Origin of the sequence: Chitinimonas arctica, assembly GCF_007431345.1 — a bacterium.
Taxonomy (GTDB): domain Bacteria; phylum Pseudomonadota; class Gammaproteobacteria; order Burkholderiales; family Chitinimonadaceae; genus Chitinimonas; species Chitinimonas arctica.
The window spans coordinates 192,562-212,688 of the sequence record NZ_CP041730.1 but is presented as its reverse complement, the minus strand read 5'-3'; the positions used below and the strand labels follow the sequence as shown (position 1 = coordinate 212,688).

Annotated in this window: 11 protein-coding genes; all 11 read left to right on the top strand. The window is 61.3% G+C overall.

Annotated elements, in window-relative coordinates:
• Positions 1-170: 170 nt before the first annotated feature.
• The 11 genes from dnaB to gspG all read left to right on the top strand — a co-directional run bounded on the left by dnaB (position 171) and on the right by gspG (position 19,584).
• Positions 171-1,601, top strand: coding sequence for a replicative DNA helicase (gene dnaB, locus FNU76_RS00970; RefSeq protein WP_143855959.1), 1,431 nt, complete (start codon positions 171-173; stop codon positions 1,599-1,601).
• A 328-nt stretch (positions 1,602-1,929) separates the two neighbouring features.
• Positions 1,930-10,530 carry an RHS repeat-associated core domain-containing protein gene (locus FNU76_RS00965; RefSeq protein ID WP_143855958.1) on the top strand — a complete coding sequence of 2,867 codons (8,601 nt, stop codon included), beginning with the start codon at positions 1,930-1,932 and terminating at the stop codon, positions 10,528-10,530.
• Positions 10,530-10,889 carry a hypothetical protein gene (locus FNU76_RS00960; protein ID WP_143855957.1) on the top strand — a complete coding sequence of 120 codons (360 nt, stop codon included), beginning with the start codon at positions 10,530-10,532 and terminating at the stop codon, positions 10,887-10,889. Before FNU76_RS00965 ends, FNU76_RS00960 begins: the two co-directional genes overlap by 1 nt.
• Before the next feature lie 561 nt (positions 10,890-11,450).
• Complete coding sequence (locus FNU76_RS00955; protein WP_179958295.1) at positions 11,451-14,144, top strand: tetratricopeptide repeat protein; 2,694 nt, start codon at positions 11,451-11,453, stop codon at positions 14,142-14,144.
• A gap of 202 nt (positions 14,145-14,346) precedes the next feature.
• Entirely contained in the window at positions 14,347-14,877 is a 531-nt protein-coding gene (locus FNU76_RS00950; protein WP_143855955.1) for a GspMb/PilO family protein, read from the top strand.
• On the top strand, positions 14,870-15,403 hold the full coding sequence (locus FNU76_RS00945) for a hypothetical protein (RefSeq protein WP_143855954.1): 534 nt from the start codon (positions 14,870-14,872) through the stop codon (positions 15,401-15,403). Before FNU76_RS00950 ends, FNU76_RS00945 begins: the two co-directional genes overlap by 8 nt.
• A gap of 6 nt (positions 15,404-15,409) precedes the next feature.
• Positions 15,410-17,785 (top strand): secretin GspD/PilQ domain-containing protein, encoded by a 2,376-nt coding sequence (locus tag FNU76_RS00940; RefSeq protein WP_143855953.1) that lies wholly within the window; start codon positions 15,410-15,412, stop codon positions 17,783-17,785.
• Positions 17,786-17,787: 2 nt separating this feature from the next.
• Positions 17,788-18,288: a type II secretion system protein gene (locus FNU76_RS00935; protein ID WP_143855952.1), complete on the top strand. Its 501-nt coding sequence runs from the start codon at positions 17,788-17,790 to the stop codon at positions 18,286-18,288.
• A gap of 2 nt (positions 18,289-18,290) precedes the next feature.
• Positions 18,291-18,662 carry a type II secretion system protein gene (locus FNU76_RS00930; RefSeq protein ID WP_143855951.1) on the top strand — a complete coding sequence of 124 codons (372 nt, stop codon included), beginning with the start codon at positions 18,291-18,293 and terminating at the stop codon, positions 18,660-18,662.
• Positions 18,662-19,156, top strand: coding sequence for a type II secretion system protein (locus FNU76_RS00925; protein ID WP_143855950.1), 495 nt, complete (start codon positions 18,662-18,664; stop codon positions 19,154-19,156). Before FNU76_RS00930 ends, FNU76_RS00925 begins: the two co-directional genes overlap by 1 nt.
• Entirely contained in the window at positions 19,153-19,584 is a 432-nt protein-coding gene (gene gspG / locus FNU76_RS00920) for a type II secretion system major pseudopilin GspG (RefSeq protein ID WP_143855949.1), read from the top strand. The genes FNU76_RS00925 and gspG overlap by 4 nt, the downstream gene beginning before the upstream one ends.
• Positions 19,585-20,127 lie beyond the last annotated feature (543 nt).

Here is a 20,127-nt window from a genome sequence, read left to right as displayed (position 1 = left end):
ATGAGTCCAGGCAAGGGGCGGCCGGACGGGGGATGGCGGGTGTCGGTATTACCGTGGCGCGGGTACGCGGCATCTTTCAAGCATAGCGATGGTAGCCGGCACGATGTCCGTTAGAATGCGGTTTTATATGTGGCCTCATGGTCGCGCATCCTAAGGCCCCCACTGCCGTCATGCAATTCGATCAAGAAGATATCCGTCAATTTGAACGCGACGATGCGCCGCAAGACGCGCAAATACTCGCCATCCGCACGCCGCCGCATTCGGTCGAAGCCGAGCAGTCGGTGCTGGGTGGCCTGCTGATCTCCAATCCCGCCTGGGACCGCATCGCCGATGCGATCAACGAAGCCGACTTCTATCGCGATGACCACCGGGTTATTTTCCGGCATATCGCCCGGCTGGTCGAAACCGGCCGGCCGGCGGACGCCATCACGGTGGCGGAGTCGCTCGATAATATCAATCAGCTCAGCTATATCGGCGGCCTGAGCTATCTGGCCAGCCTGGCCCAGAACGTACCCAGCGCCGCCAATATCAAGCGCTACGCCGAGATCGTGCGCGAGCGCTCCATCATGCGGCAGTTGGCCGCCATCGGCGAGGAGATCGCCGATGGCGCCTACAACCCCAAGGGGCGGGAAGCGTCGCAGTTGCTGGACGAAGCGGAAGGCAAGGTCTTCGAGATCGCCGAACAGTCGGCGCGCGGCAAGCAGGGTTTTCTGGGCATGCCGGAGCTGCTCAAGCAGGTGGTGACCCGGATCGACGAGTTGTACAGCCGCGATAGCGCTACCGACGTGACCGGTGTACCGACCGGTTTCACCGACCTGGATATGCGGACCTCGGGCTTGCAGCCGGGCGACCTGGTGATCGTGGCCGGCCGTCCTTCCATGGGCAAGACCGCCTTCTCGGTGAATATGGCGGAAAACGTCGCGATCGACGCCGGCCTGCCGGTGGCGATCTTCTCCATGGAAATGGGTGGCGCGCAGCTGGTCATGCGTATGGTCGGTTCGGTGGGCCGGCTCGATTCCAACAAGATCAAGACCGGTAATCTGGAAGACGACGATTGGCAGAAGCTGACCTATGCGGCCGGCAAGCTGAGCGAGGCCAATATCTTCATCGACGAGACCCCGGGCTTGACCGCCCTGGAGATCCGGGCCCGTTCCCGCCGCTTGGCGCGGCAGTTCGGCGGCCAGCTGGGCTTGATCATCATCGACTACCTGCAACTGATGCAAGGGTCGGGCAAGGACCAGAACCGCGCCACCGAGCTGGGTGAAATATCGCGTTCGATCAAGGGTTTGGCCAAGGAACTGCGCGTCCCCATCATTGCCCTGTCGCAGTTGTCGCGCTCGGTGGAGCAGCGCCCCAACAAGCGGCCGATGATGTCCGACTTGCGCGAGTCGGGCGCCCTGGAACAGGATGCCGACTTGATCATGTTCCTGTACCGCGATGAGTACTACAACCCGGATTCGCCGGACAAGGGCTTGGCAGAAGTCATCATCAGCAAGCACCGTAACGGCCCGACCGGCATCGTCAAGCTGGCCTTCCTGGGGCAATTCTCGCGCTTCGAGAATGCAGCGCTGCCGGGTGGGGGATGGACCCAGGGCGAATAGGCCACTTAGGGGGGGCAGTAGCGCAGCCCCTCACAGACGGTGCGATAGAACTTGGCGCAGGGATCGCAATCGGCGGCGCTTGCGACCGAGTTGCTTTTGCCCACGACCCGGGCATCGCGCTTGGTCATCTGTTCTTCTGCCTCCCGCGCAAACCCAGTCTGCAGGCCGCTTCCGCTTGGTAGCCATCCCATTGCGGAATGTTGCGCCGCAATAATCCACTTGCCTGCCCCAATCCCGCTCGTATATATTCCGCGCCCCGGCGCTTGGCCGGGCGTGCCGTCGTCCCCGTTGTGCGCGTTATCACATTGATTTATCGAAAAGAACCAAAATGCGTAAAGCAGGCGTGGCACATCGTTTGGCGGTACCGGGCAACACACGTGGTACGGATTGGCTGGCACGTTTAGGTGCCTTGCTTGTGGGCGTCACGGTGCTCGCTGCCCCGCCGACCATCAATGTGCAGCGCACGCCCACGCCCTTGATTGCCGGTCAGCCCTATAGCGTCAGTTGGAGCACCAGCAACGCCAATTCGGTCACATTCGAGTGTACCGCCGCCGGTACCGGCTTTGCGGGTACGGGTACGGTCGGTACCAGCGGCAGTGCGCCTGGCACGGCCAGCGCCGCCTGGGTCGGCTATCCCTCACGCTGTATCTGGACCGCCAAAGGCCCGGACGGCAGCGCTGCCGCACCGGACTATTTCACCACGGTCGCTGCTGCGCCCGCGCCTACGATCAATCTGCAACGCGTGCCATCGCCCATGGTGGCTGGCCAGCCGTATAACCTTACTTGGTCCACCGCCAATGCCACGGCCGTCTCGCTCAGCTGTACCGCCAGCGGTACCGGCTACACCGTCAGCAATCTGGCCCTGGCCACCAGCGGCAATATCCCCGGCACGGCCAGTGCCGCCTGGGTCGGCTATCCGTCAAGCTGCACCTGGACCGCTACCGGTCCCGGCGGTTCCAGCAGCAAGGGGGAAACGCTGACCACGGTCAAGCCGCCGGCACCGACCATCACGGTACAGCGCAATCCCACCACCATGACGGCGGGGCAGGCGTATACCTCCACTTGGTCTACCACCAACGCCACCGCCGTGTCGTTAAGCTGTACCGCCAGCGGTACCGGCTACACGGTCAGCAATCTGGCTCTGGCCACCAGCGGCAATATCCCCAGCACGGCCAGTGCCGCCTGGGTCGGCTATCCGTCAAGCTGCACCTGGACCGCTACCGGTCCCGGCGGTTCGACCAGCAGTGTCGAAATCCTCAACACGGTTGCCGGCGCCAATCCGGCCCGGCCTACCGCCACGCTCAGTGCCAGTCCCAGCAATGTACGGATTGCCGCCGGCCAAACCGCCGCCATCACCTTGACCGGCAGCGGCAGCGACGTCGGTGGCCAAGTGGCCAAGCTGGAACTGCTGCTCGATAGCGGCAGCGGCTATAGCGCCACCCCCCTCAAGACCGTGCCGGGTACGACGCCCACCGCCAGCTTGAGCCATGTCCACAATCTGCCGGCCGGTTTCTACCGCTTCAAGCTGCGCGCCACCGACAACCAGGGCGCCAGCACCGACTCCACGCCGGTCCCGGTCAATATCACCACCAGCCCACTGCTGGGCAGCCTGAGCGGCATTCGCAGCAGTGCCGACGGCAAGGCGCAACTGGTGGGCTGGACCTGCCAGGCCGGTACGGCGCAAGCCATGAGCTACCAGGTCTTCCTGAACGCCCCCACCCAAGCCCTGGGCGGTGTGCCGATCGGCACCGCCAATCTGGCCAACCTCAGCGACGAGCTGGACAACGCCGCCGTGCAAGCCGCCTGCGGCACCCCCAGCGTCGGCCACAGCCTGCGCTTTGATCTCAGTCCCTATACCAGCAGCTACGCCGGCAGCCCGATCTTCGTGCAGGCCACCGCCCCCAGCGGCAGCCTGGTACTGCCCTGCGAGGACCGCAACTGCACCATGCCGGGCAGCCTGCGCATTGCCCTGACCACCCCGGCCGATGGGGCGGTGTACAAGGGTGTGTCCGATATCTTTATGCGGATCAAGCTGAGCAATGGCACGGGTAGTTGCGACGATGTGTCCTTTTTGTTCGACGGTGCATGGCTGGGTAAGGCGCAAGGGGTTACGGCCGATAGTGAAGCGGGTACCTGCTATGTGACCAAGCGCGGGGCCGCCCCGCGCGCTGCACCGTATCTGATCACTGCGCGTATCCAGCAGGGTAATACCACGCTGTATGCGGCCCACCGCTACGTGCAGGTCATCCCCAATACGACCATCAGTCTGAGCAGCCCGGAAGCCGGCAAGACCCTGACGGCACCGGCCAGTATTACCTTGAATGCCACGGCCACCGTGGGCAGCGGCAGCATTACCCGTGTCGAGTTCTACAACGGCTCCACCAAGCTGGGCGAAGACAGCAGTGCGCCGTATAGCTACAGCTGGATGGCGGTGCCGGTGGGTAACTATGCCAATCTGACGGCCAAACTGGTTGATAGTCTGGGTGGCGTGACCACCAGTGCGCCGGTTGCGGTGACCGTGACGGCCAGTCAGGGAGGCGGCGGTGATACCCCCGTCAAGATTAGCTTCGCCTCCAGCTATGTAGATGGCCTGATCACTGGCGGGGTGGATGCCGGCAGTCTGCCAGGCGAGCTCAGTGTTGGCGGTGGCGCGGCCAGCTATAGCCTGCCGATTGCCGTCCCGCCGGGTACCGCTGGTTTGGCTCCAAGCCTCAGTCTCAACTACAACAGCAACGGCAGCAGCGGCCTCGCCGGGCTGGGTTGGAGCCTGAGCGGCCGGTCCAGCGTGCAACGCTGCAGTCGCAGCATTGCCCAGGATGGCGAGCACGATACTGTCCGCTTCGACACGCGCGACCGCCTGTGCCTGGATGGCCAACGCCTGGTCCTGGTCAACCTGGCGATGAGCGATGCCAACTACTGGGCGGAGAACGCCCAATACCGCACCGAAATCGACAGCTTCAGCCGCATCAGCCGCTTCAGCGCCAATGGCAAGCTGGGCTTCAAGGTCGAGACCAAGGCTGGCCAGATTCAGTACTTCGGCGTCAATGGCCTGGACGGCCAGGCCAATAGCTATGTACAGGCCCAAGGTAAGACCGAGGCCATCAGCTGGGCCTTGGACCGGGTGGAAGATCGCGCGGGCAACCGCATGACCCTGGGCTATCTGCACGACCTCAGCACGGGAGAAAACCTGCCCGCCTGGTATCGCTACGGCGGCCATGCCACCACCAACGCCGACGTGATCGTCCGGCTCGGCTACGAAACCCGCCCGGACAATACCGACAACACCACCGGCTGGGGCGCTGGCGGCAAGGCGTATCTGCTGAAGCGGCTCAAGACCATCACCACGGCGGTCAATACGGCGGCCAATGGCGACGGCGGCGAGATCGCCAGCGTCTATACCCTTGGCTATACCCAAAGCCCGCGCAGTGCGCGCAGTCTGTTACGCAGCGTGAAACGCTGTGACGGCGCCGGCCGCTGCCTGCCGGCCACCACCTTCCAATGGGGCGAACCGGCAGCCGGTACGGCCAAGCGTTTCGTCAGCCTGGGCAACTGGGACGGACCGATTCTGGAAGACTGGGTGGCGAGTATGCCGCCCCCGCTGCATTCGAGCAGCGAGCCGCCCGAGGAAGGCAATGATCCACTCGATATGATCGTGATGGGCGACTTCAACGGCGACGGCTACACCGATATGCTGGACAAGCGCCGCGTCGGTGGCCGGATGCACAGGCTGTTCCTGGGCAATGGCCGTGGTTTCGACAGCCAGAACGTGTTCACCGGCCAGCCTGCCGCCTTTACCGTACTGGAAACGGGCGACTTCGACGGCGACGGCCAGCTGGACTTACTGGGTGCTGAGGGCATGGTCGATGGCTATGGCGTGGTCCGTAGCCAATTCTTCAGCAAACGCCAGCTTTGCTACGCGCGCTTTCGTGAAGGTCAAGGCTTTACCTGTAGCGCCTGGGCCGAGGCGGACGCCATCGCGGGGGGCAACCGGAGTGGTCTCCCTACCGCCTACGACTTCAACGGCGATGGCCGCACCGATATCCTGTTGCCCGGCAGCGTTTACTCGTCGGAAGTCGGCACCTCCAGCAATGAGCAGCTCTGTCTTTCCAGCGGCAACGCCTTCAGCTGCCGCTTGCTGGCCAGCGGCCAATTCGACCTGGGGCAGGCCGGCCCCTTGCTGGCCCGCAGCTATAGCGGCGATAGCGCCGACATCAATGGCGATGGCCGCGCCGATCCGCTGCGGCTGACCCGCGCCAGCTTCGATACCGAACGGCGCAATTGGATCGACACCCATACCGGGGTGTGGGGCAATATCCGCAGCGAAAAGGGCGCCGCCAACCACAAGGTGGCCGACTTTATCGAGCTGAGCGTCCAGAAAGGGAGTCCGACCGGATTCTTCTTGGCCCGCATGGCTGTCTTCGCCCATTGGCAAAGCACGCTGGTGGCCGATTTCAACCACGACGGCTACACCGATCTGCTGTTTGGCTTGGAGGGGGGCGATAAGGACTGGCTGACCGGCGGGCGCTTATGCTATGCGACTGGCGAGGCAGCGGCCCGACTGGACTGCCGCGCGCTAGCCGATACCGGTTACCGCCTCAGCGGCGCCGGTCCCGATCAAGTCGATTTCCGGATCAAAGCCGTCGGCGATATCGATGGCGATGGCGAAGCCGATATCCTGGCCGGCGACCCCTACGGCGGCGCGCAGCGCGTCTGCCGGATCACCGGCAGCGCAGGCTACCAATGCGAAAGCTGGACGCTGCCGCAGGTACCGTACCCCACCACACCCCCAGGGCGCCCAGCCTTTTTGGGCGCGCGTTGGCTGGAAATGTCGCGCTTCCTCACCGGCGATTTCAACGGCGATGGCCGCATGGACCTGGTCAATTACACGCCGGGCGGCAAATGGGAAGTGTTTAGCGCCGAGTCAACGGCCCAGCCTGGCGAAGCGTTGGATAAGTTGCTTGCCGTCACCGATGGCACGCTTCGCCGTAGCCAAGTCGAATACGGCTCGCTGCGCGACAGCAATCTCTACCTGACCAGCGCCGCCGCGCTCGACCCCGCTGCTGCCGATACAGTGCGCTATCCGCTGCGCCGCATTGCCCCCGGCCCTACCAAGGTTGTGAGCAAGCTGCGCATCGACAATGGCGTGGCCGATCCAATCGTTACCAGCTATCGCTACGCCGCCGGCGCGGTCGAGCTAACCGGCCGTGCCAATCCCGGCTTCCGCGTGATCGAGACCACCGCCCAGGCCAGCGGCATCCGCAGCCTGATCACCACCCGCCAGGACCCGGCGCAGTGGCAAAGCCGGGGCATGCTGGAACGTAAGCGTACCCTTGCCGCCAGCGGCGCAGTCCTCAGCGAGACCACCGCCGATGCGCAAGTCCGCACCCTCGCGCAGCCCAACGGTAGCCCGACCTGGTTCGTCTATAGCGGCAGCGAGATCGGCGACAAGTACGACCTGGACCGCAGCCCACTGGGCCATACCGTCACCGCCAACAGCTACGACGACTGGGGCAACCTCAAGCAAAGCGACAGCCTGATCAGCGGCAACGGCAAGACCTTCCGCAACCTGACGGTCAACACCTACCAGGCCGCCAATGCCGGCGACGCACCTTGGCTGCAAGGCCTGCTTAGCCGCACCGTCAATGCCAAGACCGACGGCTATGGCCAGACCATCAGCCGTACCGTCGCCTATGGCTACGATGCCAAGGGCCTGCCGGCCAGCGAGACCCTTGAGCCCAACGACGCCAGCCTCAAGCTCAAGCTGCTGACCACTTTCGACCGTAGCGGTAATCCCTTTGGCCTAGTCAACAAAAAGACCCAGACCTGGCGCGACCCGGTCAGCAACAACGACCGCAGCCGTACCGTCGAAGATGTTCAATACGACGCCAAAGGCCGCTTCGTCAAAACCCGCCAGAACGCCGCCGGCCATAGCGAAAGCCTGGTCTACGACTTCCGCACCGGCGCGCAAACCAGTTTGACTGGCCCGAACGGTTTCAAAACCACCTGGACCGTCGATGGCTTCGGCCGCAAGTTGGCCGAACAGCGCGCGGATGGCACCGAGACGCGTAGCTATCTGAAGCAATGCAACGGCAGTTGCCCCGTTGCCGGCGCAATGCAAGTGGCCATCACCGACAGCTACAAGGGCGCCGACCGCATCGCCGTACCATCCCTGGTCTACAGCGACAACGCCGGCCATGCCTTGCGCAGCCAGAGCTGGGGTTTCGCTGGGCAGGTCATCAACACCGACCACAGCTACGACCGCCGTGGCCGGCTGGAGATCAGCTACCAGCCAGCGTTTGCCGGCAGCACGCCACTACAGGCCAGCCGCTACGGCTACGACGATTTGGATCGGGTGATCCTGGTCGCTACCTTGAACGAGGGCGGCGGAGTGGGCAAGGAAGCGGAGCAGGTCACCACGACCATCTATCAAGGCCTGCAAACCGTCCTGACCAACCCGAAGCCGCAAAGCAAGACCGATATCCGCAATGTGCTGGGCCAGCTGGAAGTCAGCAAGGATGCCAAGGGCGGCATCACCGAGTACGGCCATGACGCCTTCGGTAACCTGACCCAGATCATCGATCCGGGCAAGAATATCGTCCGTATCACTTACGACCTGCTGGGCCGCAAGACCGACCTGAACGATCTGGACCTGGGCGCCATCCACTACGACGTGGATCCACTGGGCCGCGTCTGGAAACAGACCGACGCCAAACAGCAGGTCACTCGCTCGACTTACGACGATCTCGACCGGCTGACCAGCCGTAGCGAACCGAACCTGGAAAGCCGCTGGGTCTACGACACGGCGGCCCGTGGTATCGGCCAGCTGACGGAGGCCTACACGCTGCGCAGCGGCACCAAGGACTACCAACGTACCCACAGCTACGACAGCCTGGGCCGTCCGGACACCACCACGCTGACCCTGGACACGGTCTACAGCAGCAAAGCCGAGTATGACGCCTGGGGCCGATCCCTGCGCCAGACCCACCAGCGCGGCACCGACGCCAGCAAGGCCAAGCGCTTCGAGCAGCGCTACAACCAATACGGCTATCTGCACAAGATCGTGCGGCAGGGCAGTGCGCTATGGGAGGCCACCAAGCAGGACGCCGCCAATCGTGTCATCGAAGTCAAGCTCGGTAATGGCCTGAAGGTGACCCAGACCTACAACGTCTATACCGGCCGACTGAGCGATGGGGAACTGACGAGTCCGCAGACCGGCTTGCAATGGCGTGAGAACTATCTCTACGACAAGTTGGGCAATATCGAGCAGCGCAGCCAGTTTTGGGCGGACAGCAGCTTGACGGAGTCGTTTGCCTACGACGATCTGAATCGCCTCAGCAAAGCGACCGCGATCGGCACCAACCAGCCTGTCCAGGAGTTCAGCTACGACGCCATCGGCAATATGCTGAGCAAGACCGGCGTGGGTACCTACACCTACCCGCCACAAGGCCAGGCCGTGCGCGCCGCCAATAGCGGTGGCCCGCATGCGGTCAGCAGCATCAGCAGCGTGGGCGCCTTCCGCTACGACGCCAATGGCAACCTGATCGAAGGTGCCGGCCGCAAGCTCAGTTGGACCAGCTTCGATATGCCGCACTGCATCACCACCGGCAGCCTGAACGCCGACGGTCGCTGCGGTAGCGGCACGTCCAGCGAATTTGCCTACGGCACCGAGCATCAGCGCGCCAAGCAGATCAAGAGCGACGGCACCACCATCTATTACGCCGGCGCTATCGAAGCGGAAACCACCGGCAGCACGGTCAAGTCCATCAAGACCTACTGGCCGAACGGCTTGGGCGTGGAAATCGACAAGGGTAGCAGCACCGACCAGCACTGGATCCATGAGGACCGGCTCGGCAGCGTGGTGGCCATCAGCGACCAGACCGGCGCGCTCAAGGAAAGGCTGAGCTACGACGCCTGGGGCAAACGCCGCAACCTGAACGGTAGCGCCAACAACGTGGACGGGGTGATCGACAACAAGGGCTTTACCGGTCACGAGATGCTCGACGGCTTGGACCTGGTGCATATGAACGGCCGGGTCTATGACCCGCTGGTGGCGCGCTTTATGAGCGCCGACCCCATCATCCAGGATCCCGAGCATAGCCAGAGCTATAACCGCTACAGCTACGTGTGGAATAATCCGACCAATCTGACCGATCCAACGGGGTTTGAAGCAGCGAAAACGGTGGAAGTGACCGGCTCTCGTATCCCGAGGGCGGAAGGTGAAACCGGTAGTGTGATGATACCGGTTGCCATCAGGCAAAAGGGAGAGAACGAAGCCGGCAATGGTTCTGTTCCGAGGAAGGCTTCGGCCATTCAAGGCAGTGCCGCAAACAGTAGTGGGGGCGGTGCGGGCAGCTTTTGGAAGGGCGTTAAGGAGTTCTTTACCGGTCCGGACTACAGCAGCTATTCGGATGCTGACCTTGCGAAGCTTGGGGCCGGCAATTTTGCGGGCAACGCTGAGTTTGTAAGGCGCGCCGAAGCTCGTGGTCAAATCCCGTACTCAATGTCATCGGTTCTCGGGGATGTCACTGAACTTAATTCGAATGCCCTCCCGCTTCGTGTGCCGGGAGCTGCGGTTAAAAGGGTGATTGAAGGAGCCGTTGAGGCGCTTTCTTCCAAGAAAACCACGGCGATTGGTCGAATGGACGATCTTAGAAGAGTTGCCGATGATCCGAATATCGACAGCTGGGCTAAGACTGGCAGGATGCCAGGGCCTGGTGATTCAAGGGTTACATGGACCGAAAATAAAAAGTGGCTACAGGACCGTATTGATAGAGGTGATAATTTCATTATTCTCACCAATCCGCAGTCGTTGCCACGGGTGAAGGGTGGTTTTGTTGAGGGGCAACCAAATGGGTACTTCACCGCTCGTGAGCTGCAATATTTGAATGACCGTGGCATTAAGCCTAAGTACATTCGGGAGAAAAATTAATGACTTATGAAGGCTGCCAAATTGTTGAGCCGGAAGCAATTGACAAGTGGGTTTCATCGGCTCGGAATGTGGAGTTTGTAGTTGCGCTGCTTAATTGGCTGGTGACTCAGCTTCGCGTGGAATTCAAGGATAAATATCCACTAATGCGGCTTGAGGTTATAAAAGTCAAGTACGTTAGCATTTATCCATCTATTGGTGTATGGTATGGGGATGAGACAACAGCAGATGTGACGGAAGAAATTGATGCGTTGACAAGAAAGCTGATAGCAGAAAGACCGCTTTGCGAATTTATGGATTTCGCAATGATTGGTAAAACCGCGTGGTCTGAGATAAGTGATAACTTGCTGTCTGATAAATGAAGTGTGGTTCGGTCTAGGCAATCACCGGGTTTCAAACCCGAATGAACTATGCTTTGGTTCAGTCATAGCACCGCTCAAAATTGGCATTACCGTCGAAATAGTCCCTGTCGCCCTGGTCATCCCACCAAGGCGACGGGCCTGAATCGGCGCAGGCTTCTAAATACCCCGCTTCATAAGGTGGCGGTTCCTGCTCGTTGGCGTCATCCCTCCAGGGCGGCGGTTCCGAATCGCTGCAAATCTCCCAATAACTGGGTTCATAGGGTGGCGGCTGGTCGTCGTTCGTCGTTGCGATCCCGATTTGCTCGTCGGTCGTCGTTGCGACCTCGGGTTGCGTACAGTTATTGGCACAAGTCCTAGATGGCCGTGCTTCGCCCGCCAGTCGATTTTAAGACCGTGATTGTGAACATCCTCTCGGAGCCGGCATTTAAACGCTTTGCGACCGTTGAAACGATCCATTTGGCTGGATGTCTTTATATAGCCAAGATTGTGCCATGGCCTCGCGCTTGGCCGGCGGACAGCCCATCGGCTGTCAGAACATGCAGGAAATCAGAAGGATATGGAATGAAGTTGCGGGTTTGGCTACTTACGGTAGCGATTGGATTGTCCAGTATGGCCTGGGCGGGAATGGACGGGCGTGAAGGCAACTACGAAGCAGGCCTTCATCAAATGTCGCTCAGTGCCTGGCGTGCGTTGGCCGACGATGGCGATGCGGCTGCGCAGAACTGTCTTGGCGCAATGTATCAGCGTGGTCAAGGCGTCTCGCGTGACTACCACGAAGCTGTGGTTTGGTACCGCAAGAGCGCTGCGCAAGGCTATGCGATGGCACAGTTCAACCTCGGGTCTCTGTACTACCTGGGCCGTGGAGTGCAGAAGGATTATGCGCAGGCAGCGGCTTGGTACGGCAAGGCCGCTGCACAAGGCCATGCAATTGCACAAGCTGCATTGGGTGAAATGTTTGAATATGGTCTGGACGTGCCAAAGGACGATATTCAGGCCGTGACCTGGTATCGCAAGGCTGCGGAACAGGGGAACGCCTATGCGCAAACCCGCTTGGGCGCCCTATACGAAGTCGGGCGGGGCGTGCGCCAGGATTATCCACTGGCAAGCGATTGGTACAGCAAAGCAGCCGAGAAGGGGTATGCCCTTGCTCAGGCCAAACTTGGGTTGATGTATGAACTCGGCCGTGGCGTACAAGAGAACCCTATGCACGCGGTGGCGTGGTATCGCAAAGCCGCAGAGCAGGGAAATGCCGAGGGTCAGGTATATCTCGGAACAATGCTCGATAACGGCCGCGGGGTACCGCAGGATCATAGCCACGCATTGGCCTGGTACCGTAAAGCCGCCGAGCAAGGGAACGCCAAGGGGCAGGAATATGTTGGCATGATGTATCAATATGGTCGTGGCGTATCACAGGACTATACCCAGGCACTTACCTGGTATGCGGAAGCGGCCAAGCAAGGCAATCCCTCGGCGCAATTCAGATTTGGCGGGATGTATGCGAACGGCTTAGGCGTCACGCGTGACTATCACGAAGCAGCAGCTTGGTACCGCAAGGCCGCTGAGCAGGGCGACGTCGAGGCGCAGATCGGCATCGGTTGGATGTATGAGTTTGGCAAGGGACTGACTAAGGATTATGCCGAGTCTGTCGCCTGGTACCGCAAAGCTGCCCAGCAAGGTAGCGCCGTGGCGCAAACGAATCTAGGGACAATGTACGCTATGGGCCGAGGTGTCCCAGAAGACCCTATGCAAGCCGTCGCCTTTTACCGCCAAGCAGCCGCGCAAGGATATGCGGAGGCACTATCCAAACTCGGCAACATGTATTTGCATGGCGTAGGGGTGGCGCAGGACGATGTGCAAGCTGCCGAGTGGTCTCGTGCGTCCGCGCTACAAGGTAACACGGAAGGGCAGGCCCAACTTTGCGTGCTGTACTACACCGGCCGGGGTGTACCGCAGGACTACGGGCAGGCTCTAAGCTGGTGCGGCAAAGCGGCCGAACAAGGTGATGTCGTGGCGCGGAATACGCTGGGGACGATGTATCTGAACGGCCGGGGCGTCACGAAGAACTATGCTCAGGCCTTGACCTTTTTTCGCCAAGCGGCGGCTCAGGGGGAAGCGGTACCTAAATATAATTTAGCAATCATGTATGAGCAGGGTTTGGGAGTGCCTCAGGACTATCCGCAGGCGAGAAAGCTATTTCGAGAATCTGCCGAGCAGGGGTACGTGGAAGCACAGTACCGCTTAGCCGGGATGTATGACTATGGGATGGGAGGAGAGAAGGATTTTTCTCAGGCCCTGGTTTGGTACCGCAAGGCTGCCGATCAGTCGCATGCCAACGCGCAGACCAGCCTGGGCTGGATGTATGAGCACGGCATCGGCGTAGCAAAGGACTATGCACAGGCTGTGGTTTGGTATCGCCGATCCGCGGAGCAGGGCAATGCTAACGCACAGGACAATCTTGGAAACTTGTACCACCAAGGCCATGGTGTGCCCCAAGACGATGCACAAGCCATGAAGTGGTCTAGTCTAGCCGCCGAAAAGGGGCTCGCGAACGCACAGTTCAATCTTGGTTTGATGTATCAGAAGGGGAACGGTGTACGACAGGACCACGAACAAGCTGCCGTTTGGTTTCGTAAAGCGGCCGATCAGGGGTTGGCTAAGGCGCAGAACACCGTCGGGACACTATATCGTACTGGTGTGGGTGTGCTGAAGGATCAATCTCAAGCGCTTGACTGGTATCGAAAGGCCGCCGGGCAGGGTTTATCCCGCGCGCAATTCAATCTCGGATTGATGTATGAGGCCGGCTCCGGGGTGCCGCAGGACTATGCACAGGCAATGGCCTGGTATCGCAAGGCAGCGAATCAAGAGCATCCCGCTGCCCTGTGCAATATTGGCAACCTGTTTGAACAAGGCTACGGCGTACCGCAGGATTATGCGCAAGCGATGATTTGGTATCAAAAAAGTGCCAAACAGGGGAATGCTACTGCGGAAGCTAGCATTGGAAAGCTGTATCAGGCCGGCAATGGGGTGCAGCAAGATTACTCCCTGGCCGCTGCGTGGTATCGGAAGGGCGTAGCCCAAGGAAATGCGCTTGCGCAGAACCATCTCGGCTATCTGTACGAGCATGGCCTAGGGGTGGCGAAAGACCTTCAGCAAGCGCTCGACCTTTACCAAAAATCCGCGGCCCAGGGGGAGGTTGACGCACAGAAAAATCTCGACCGGATATCCAAGAAAAGCGCGGCAGTGCCTCACGATTAGACGCTAGCGCTTAGCGTTCTTTGCCGGTTCTTTCATACAGGGCGATCAGCCTCGCCATACTTGGCGCACCACACGATGCGCCAGGACTGCGGCGCTGACCGCATCTGTCGCTTCGTGCGGGAAAATCCTTAATTAATAAGGACATACAGCAAAGACTTGCGATATAATCCGCGCCCTTTGCCTTGTCTTCCGCTCCCTCGTCATGCCTCCGTTGTTGTCCCGCTACCGCTTCCAAGCCCGTCGTCTGCTGTACGCTCAGCCACGGCTGGTGGCCGCGCTGGGCTTGGCGGTGCTGGCTTTCCTGCTGGCACTGGCTACCCATATTCGCCAAGGCCAACTGGCGCTGGAAACCGCGCAAACCTGGCAAGCATCCCAGCCGCGCGCGATGCCCTTGGTGGCTAAGCCCACCGACAACGCGGTGGTTTTGCCGGCATTCGAGAGCAAGCAATTACTCGGCGCGCTCAATCAGGCGGCCGACCAGGCCAAGCTACCGCTGGACGAGCTGTCCTTCACGCTCGACGACAGTGCGAACCAGCCCTATCTCCGCTATCGCGCCAGCTTGACGCTACTGGCCGGTTATCCGGCGGTGCGGCGTTTCCTGGCCGGTTTGCAGGCAGGGCAGCCCAATATCGTGATCGATGGCGTGCAATGCAGCCGCGAAGACATTGGCCTGGCCGACCTGAGCTGTGAAGCGACGATCTCGGCGTTTTACCGGAAGCCGTCCCATGGATAACGCGGCGCGGCGTCGTTGGATGATCTGGGCGGGTTTGCTGGCGGCTACGCTGGTGGCGATCGTCTATCCGGTCGAGGAGGATGAGGTCGAGCTGGTCGAAGTGGTGCTTGCGCCTGGCGCTGCCCGGCCGTTGTTGGTCAAGGCGGCGTCGGTGACGACTCCGCTGCTTGTGCCGGCAGCGCCGTTGCTAGCCGTGGCCGACCCGTTCGCCCCGCGCAACTGGCAGGCGCCGCCGCCCGTGGCTGCGCCGATACCCAAACCCGTCCAGGAGGCCGAGTTGGTGGGGCCGCCGCCTCCGCCGCCACGGCCTGCTCCACCTGCACTGCCGTTCCGCTATATGGGCAGCTTTAACGATGGCGGTGCGCAGGTCATGTACCTGAGCCACGACGAACAGACGCTATTGGCGCGTCCCGGCGATACGCTGGAAGGCCGCTACAAGGTGCTGCGCATGGATGCCCAGCACATCGAATTCGAATATCTACCGACCGGGGACAAGCAGATTCTCCCGATTGCTGCCTCGGAATAAACCGCTATGCCGATTTTCACTACCGCGCCTGGGCGCACCTTGATTCTTTTGGTCCTGTTGGGCCTGGGTGGCTGCGCCGCCGATCGCCACCACCGTGCCGGTCTGTCCGCCATGGCGGACGGCCAATACGCCGAGGCCATCCGCGAGCTGCAGCAGGCGGCCGAGCTGGAGCCGCGCGATACCCGTTTTCGGGCCGATTGGCTGCAGCAGCGCGAAACTGCCGTCCGGCAATTGCTGAGCCGGGCCGAAACGGCGCTGGCGGCGGGGCGCGAGGCGGAGGCCGAGCAGCACTACCGCGCTATCCTGAGCTTTGATCGCGACAATGCCCGTGCCAAGGCAGGACTGGTGCAACTCACCCGGCTGGCGCAAGCCGTCGACGCGACCGGGCGGGCGCGCACCGCCTTGCAGCAGGGCGATAGCGAGCAGGCCGCGCAATGGCTGGCGCGGGCCCTGGCCGACAACCCCAACCATGCCGAGGCCAAGGCGCTGCGGCGCGAGATCGAGACGCTGCAGGCGAAAGATTTGCTGAGCGCACCCAGTCTCGGGGCCATGTATCAGAAACCGATCAATCTGGAATTTCGCGATGCCAGCCTGAAGATGGTGTTCGAGGCCCTATCGCGCACCACCGGCATCAACTTTATCTTCGACCGCGAGGTGAGGGGTGATCAGCGCACGACGGTTTTCCTGAAGCAGACCGGCCTGGAAGACGCTATCGATGTCATCCTCACCACCAACCAGCTGGACAAGAAGATCCTCAACTCGGGCAGCGTGCTGATCTACCCGAATACCGGCGGCAAGAGCCGCGAATACCAGGATCTGCTGGTCAAGGCCTTCTACCTGGCCAATAGCGAAGCCAAGCAGACCGCCAATCTGCTCAAGACCGTGCTCAAGCTCAAGGAAGTGTACGTCGACGACAAGCTCAATATGCTGATCTTGCGCGAAACACCCGACACCATTGCCCTGGCGGAAAAGCTGATCGCGCTGCAGGACCTGGACGAGCCGGAAGTGATGCTGGAAGTGGAAGTGCTGGAAGTGAAGCGCTCGCGCCTGCTCGATCTCGGCGTCAAGCTCACCGACCAGTTGACGGTGGCACCGCTCACCAACAACGCCAGCAATTCGACCACCAATGCGGCCTCGCCGAGCTTCAAATTGAGCGAACTGCGCAATCTGAACGCCAGCAAATTGGGCATTACCTTGCCCAGTGCCACGGTGACCTTCCACCAGGAGGATGGCGATGCCAAGCTGTTGGCCAATCCGCGTATCCGTGTGCGCGATCGGGAGAAAGCCAAGATCCTGATCGGCGACAAGGTGCCCATCGTCACCACCACGTCCACCTCGACCGGCTTCAATAGCGAGAATATCCAGTACATGGATGTCGGCCTGAAGCTGGAAGTCGAGCCGGATGTGCATCTGCGCGACGAGATCGGCCTCAAGGTGGCCTTGGAAGTCAGTTCGCTGGTCGGTGCGGTCAAGACCACCAACGGTTCGCAGGCCTACCAGATCGGTACCCGCAGCGCCAATAGCGTGCTGCGGCTGAAGGATGGCGAAACCCAGGTGCTCGCGGGCCTGATCAGCGACGAAGACCGTTCCTCGGCCAATCGCATCCCCTTGCTCGGCGATCTGCCCTTGCTGGGCCGCTTGTTCTCCAGCCAGAAGGACGACAAGCAAAAAACCGAGATCGTCCTGTCGATCACGCCGCGCTTGATACGCAATCTACAGCGGCAATCGCCGGCGGCGGAGTCGTTCTGGTCCGGGACCGAGGCCAGCTTGCGGCTGAAGCCTTTGCAGTTGCGCAACCTGGAGACGCCGGTCGCGGCGCCGAAGCCAGCATTGCCCGCCCCTGCTCCTGCTCCTGCTCCTGCTCCTGCTCCGGCTACGAGCGAAGCCGCCGTGACGCCCGCTGCTACGCCCGTTCCCACCCCGGTCCCCGCCGCTGCGGCGACCGAGACCGCCGCAGCCGAGCAGCCCGGCGGCTTACGTCTGCGTTGGCAAGGCCCGGCCCAGGCCAAGGTCGGTGAAACCGTGCAATTGCGTTTGCTACTGGACAGCGCCGACCCCGTGCGCGCCGCGCCTATGCAGTTGATATTCGATCCCAACCGTGTCGAGGTGGTGTCGGTACGGCTTGGCGATTTCTTCGGTAAGACATCGGTCAGTTTCAACCAGCTGGTCGATGCCGGCAGCGGCCGTATCGCCGTCGGCCTGGCCAGTCCAAGTCGAGCAGGCACGAGCGGGCAGGGCAGTTTGCTGTTGATCGAAGTGAAACCGCTGCTCGCTGGCCCACCTGTTGAAATCGGCTTGGTCGGCATGTCGCCGGTCGGCTCCGGCGCCGCGCTGCCGCGGCCGGCCTTGCCGCTACGCCATACGCTCACCATCGCGCCTTGATCATGCCGCGCCGACTTTCTTCCAGCCGTGCGGGCGGTTTCAGCTTTATCGAGCTGCTGGCCACGCTGGCCATTATCGCCACGCTGGCGGCCATGGCCATGCCTTTAGCGCAGACCACGCTCAAGCGGCACAAGGAACACGAGCTGCGCCGCGCGCTGCGGGATATCCGTCAGGCAATCGATGCCTATAAAGCCGCCACGGCTGATGGGCGCATTGTCCCGGTAGATGCCTCCGGCAGCCAGAATGGCTATCCACCCACGCTCGTCGCCTTGGCAGCCGGGGTGCCGAATGCCAAGGCGCCGGGCGGCGCGCGGCTGTATTTCCTGCGCCGCCTGCCGCGCGATCCCTTCTATCCGACCGCCAGTACGCCCGCCGAACAGACCTGGGGCATGCGCCGATTCGACTCGCCGCCGGACCAGCCGTTGGCCGGCGACGATGTGTTCGACGTCTACTCGCTCTCCACGCAGACCGGCCTGAACGGCGTGGCCTACAGGGAGTGGTAAGCATGCGCACCAAGGGCTTTACCCTGATCGAATTGCTGGTCACCTTGGCCATCATCGCCACGCTGCTGTCGCTGGCCGCGCCACGCTATTTCGGCAATCTGGACCGGGCCAAGGAGGATGTGCTGCGCGAGGATCTGTACCTGCTGCGCGATGCCATCGATAAGTTTTACGCCGACAAGGGCAAATACCCTGAAACGCTGCAAGACTTGGTCGACCATAAATACCTGCGCCGCATCCCGATCGACCCGCTGACGCAGAGCAAGGAGAGCTGGCTGCCGATTGCACCGACCGAGAGCGGTACCGGCGCTATCGCCGACGTTCGCAGTGCGGCGCCCGGCCAAGCACGTGACAAAAGCTGGTTCAAGGACTGGTGATGCGGCGCCAGCAGGGCTTCAGCTACTTGGTTGCGTTGTTCCTGGTCGCCATCCTGGCGGTGCTGACCACGCGCGCGCTGGAGAATAGCCGTACGGCCGAGCTGCGTGAACGTGAAGCCGAGCTGCTCTATGTCGGCCAGGCCTACCAAGCTGCTATCCGTGCCTATTACCGCAATGGCAGCGGCAGCGTGCGCTATCCGCCCACGCTGGACGTATTGTTGTTGGACCAGCGCCCACTTCGGCCGCAGCGGCCATTGCGCCGCTTGTACCGTGACCCGATCCGCGCCACGCAGGAGTGGGGCCTGGTACCGGCCCCCAGTGGCGGCATCATGGGGGTGTACTCCCTCTCCATGCAGGCGCCGCAGAAGATCGATGGCTTTCCAACTGAGCTGGCAAGTTTCAAGGGCGCCAAGCACTACCGAGATTGGCAGTTTATCTATCAACCCGATACGGGGCCGGATGCCCCGACCGAACCGGAAAAAAGCCGAAAATGAGAGCCAAACACGCTGGTTTTACCTTACTTGAACTGCTGGTCGTCCTGCTGATCATCGGCCTGCTGGCCGGTTTCGTCGGTCCCAAGTACTTCTCGCAGATCGGCAAATCGCAAACCCAGGTCGCCCGTGCGCAAATCGACGGTTTCGACAAGGCGCTCGACCAATACCGGGTCGATGTCGGCAGCTACCCGACCACCGCGCAAGGCCTGGCTGCGCTGGTGGCGGCACCAGCCAATGAAGGCAACTGGCGCGGTCCGTACCTGAAGAAGCGCGTACCGGCCGACCCCTGGGGTCATGCCTATGTCTACAAGTCGCCCGGCGACCAAGGGCGCGATGCCGATATTGTCGCTTATGGCAAGGATGGTAAGCCTGGCGGTAGCGGCGACGATGCCGATGTGACCAATTGGGACAGCGTCGAGGCTAAGTGAATAAAGCGTTGGGACGTCTGGGTTCGTCTATATGCGTTGAGGCGAGCGCTAGCCTTGTCAACGCAGGGGATGTTTTTTCAAGACAATTCAAAGTGGCTTATTTATCTCTGCAATTTTAAAAATCCGCTTATTTGTCCTGCTGGTACTTGTGGGCATGTGTCAGCGAGGGAGGGGCCCAGCGGCATGGGCCAGGGAAATTCCTAACCCCCAAGTTGAGCGCGTCGCATAGGACATTCATCCCTCCCCCTCCTGGATCAAGCGTGTTGCAGGCCTCGCTTTTTACTGGACCCCAAACCCGGCAGAGGCCTTGTGTAGGCGACTTTTCAAGAGATTTCAATGCCTGTTGCTCGCTTGCAAGGTATTGAAATACTTGCATATTTTTTGTTTTATGGTAAAGTACCGGCCGCTCTGGGTAGGCGAGTCGGCTGTTCCCTTTTTCGATTGCTCTCTGGTTGGTGCGTGTGCCCAGCCAGGTACCTTGTTGCGCTCGTTTATGGGCAATGAGCGGATGGGGTTGTTTTTCGGTAAAGCGTTAGATGTCTT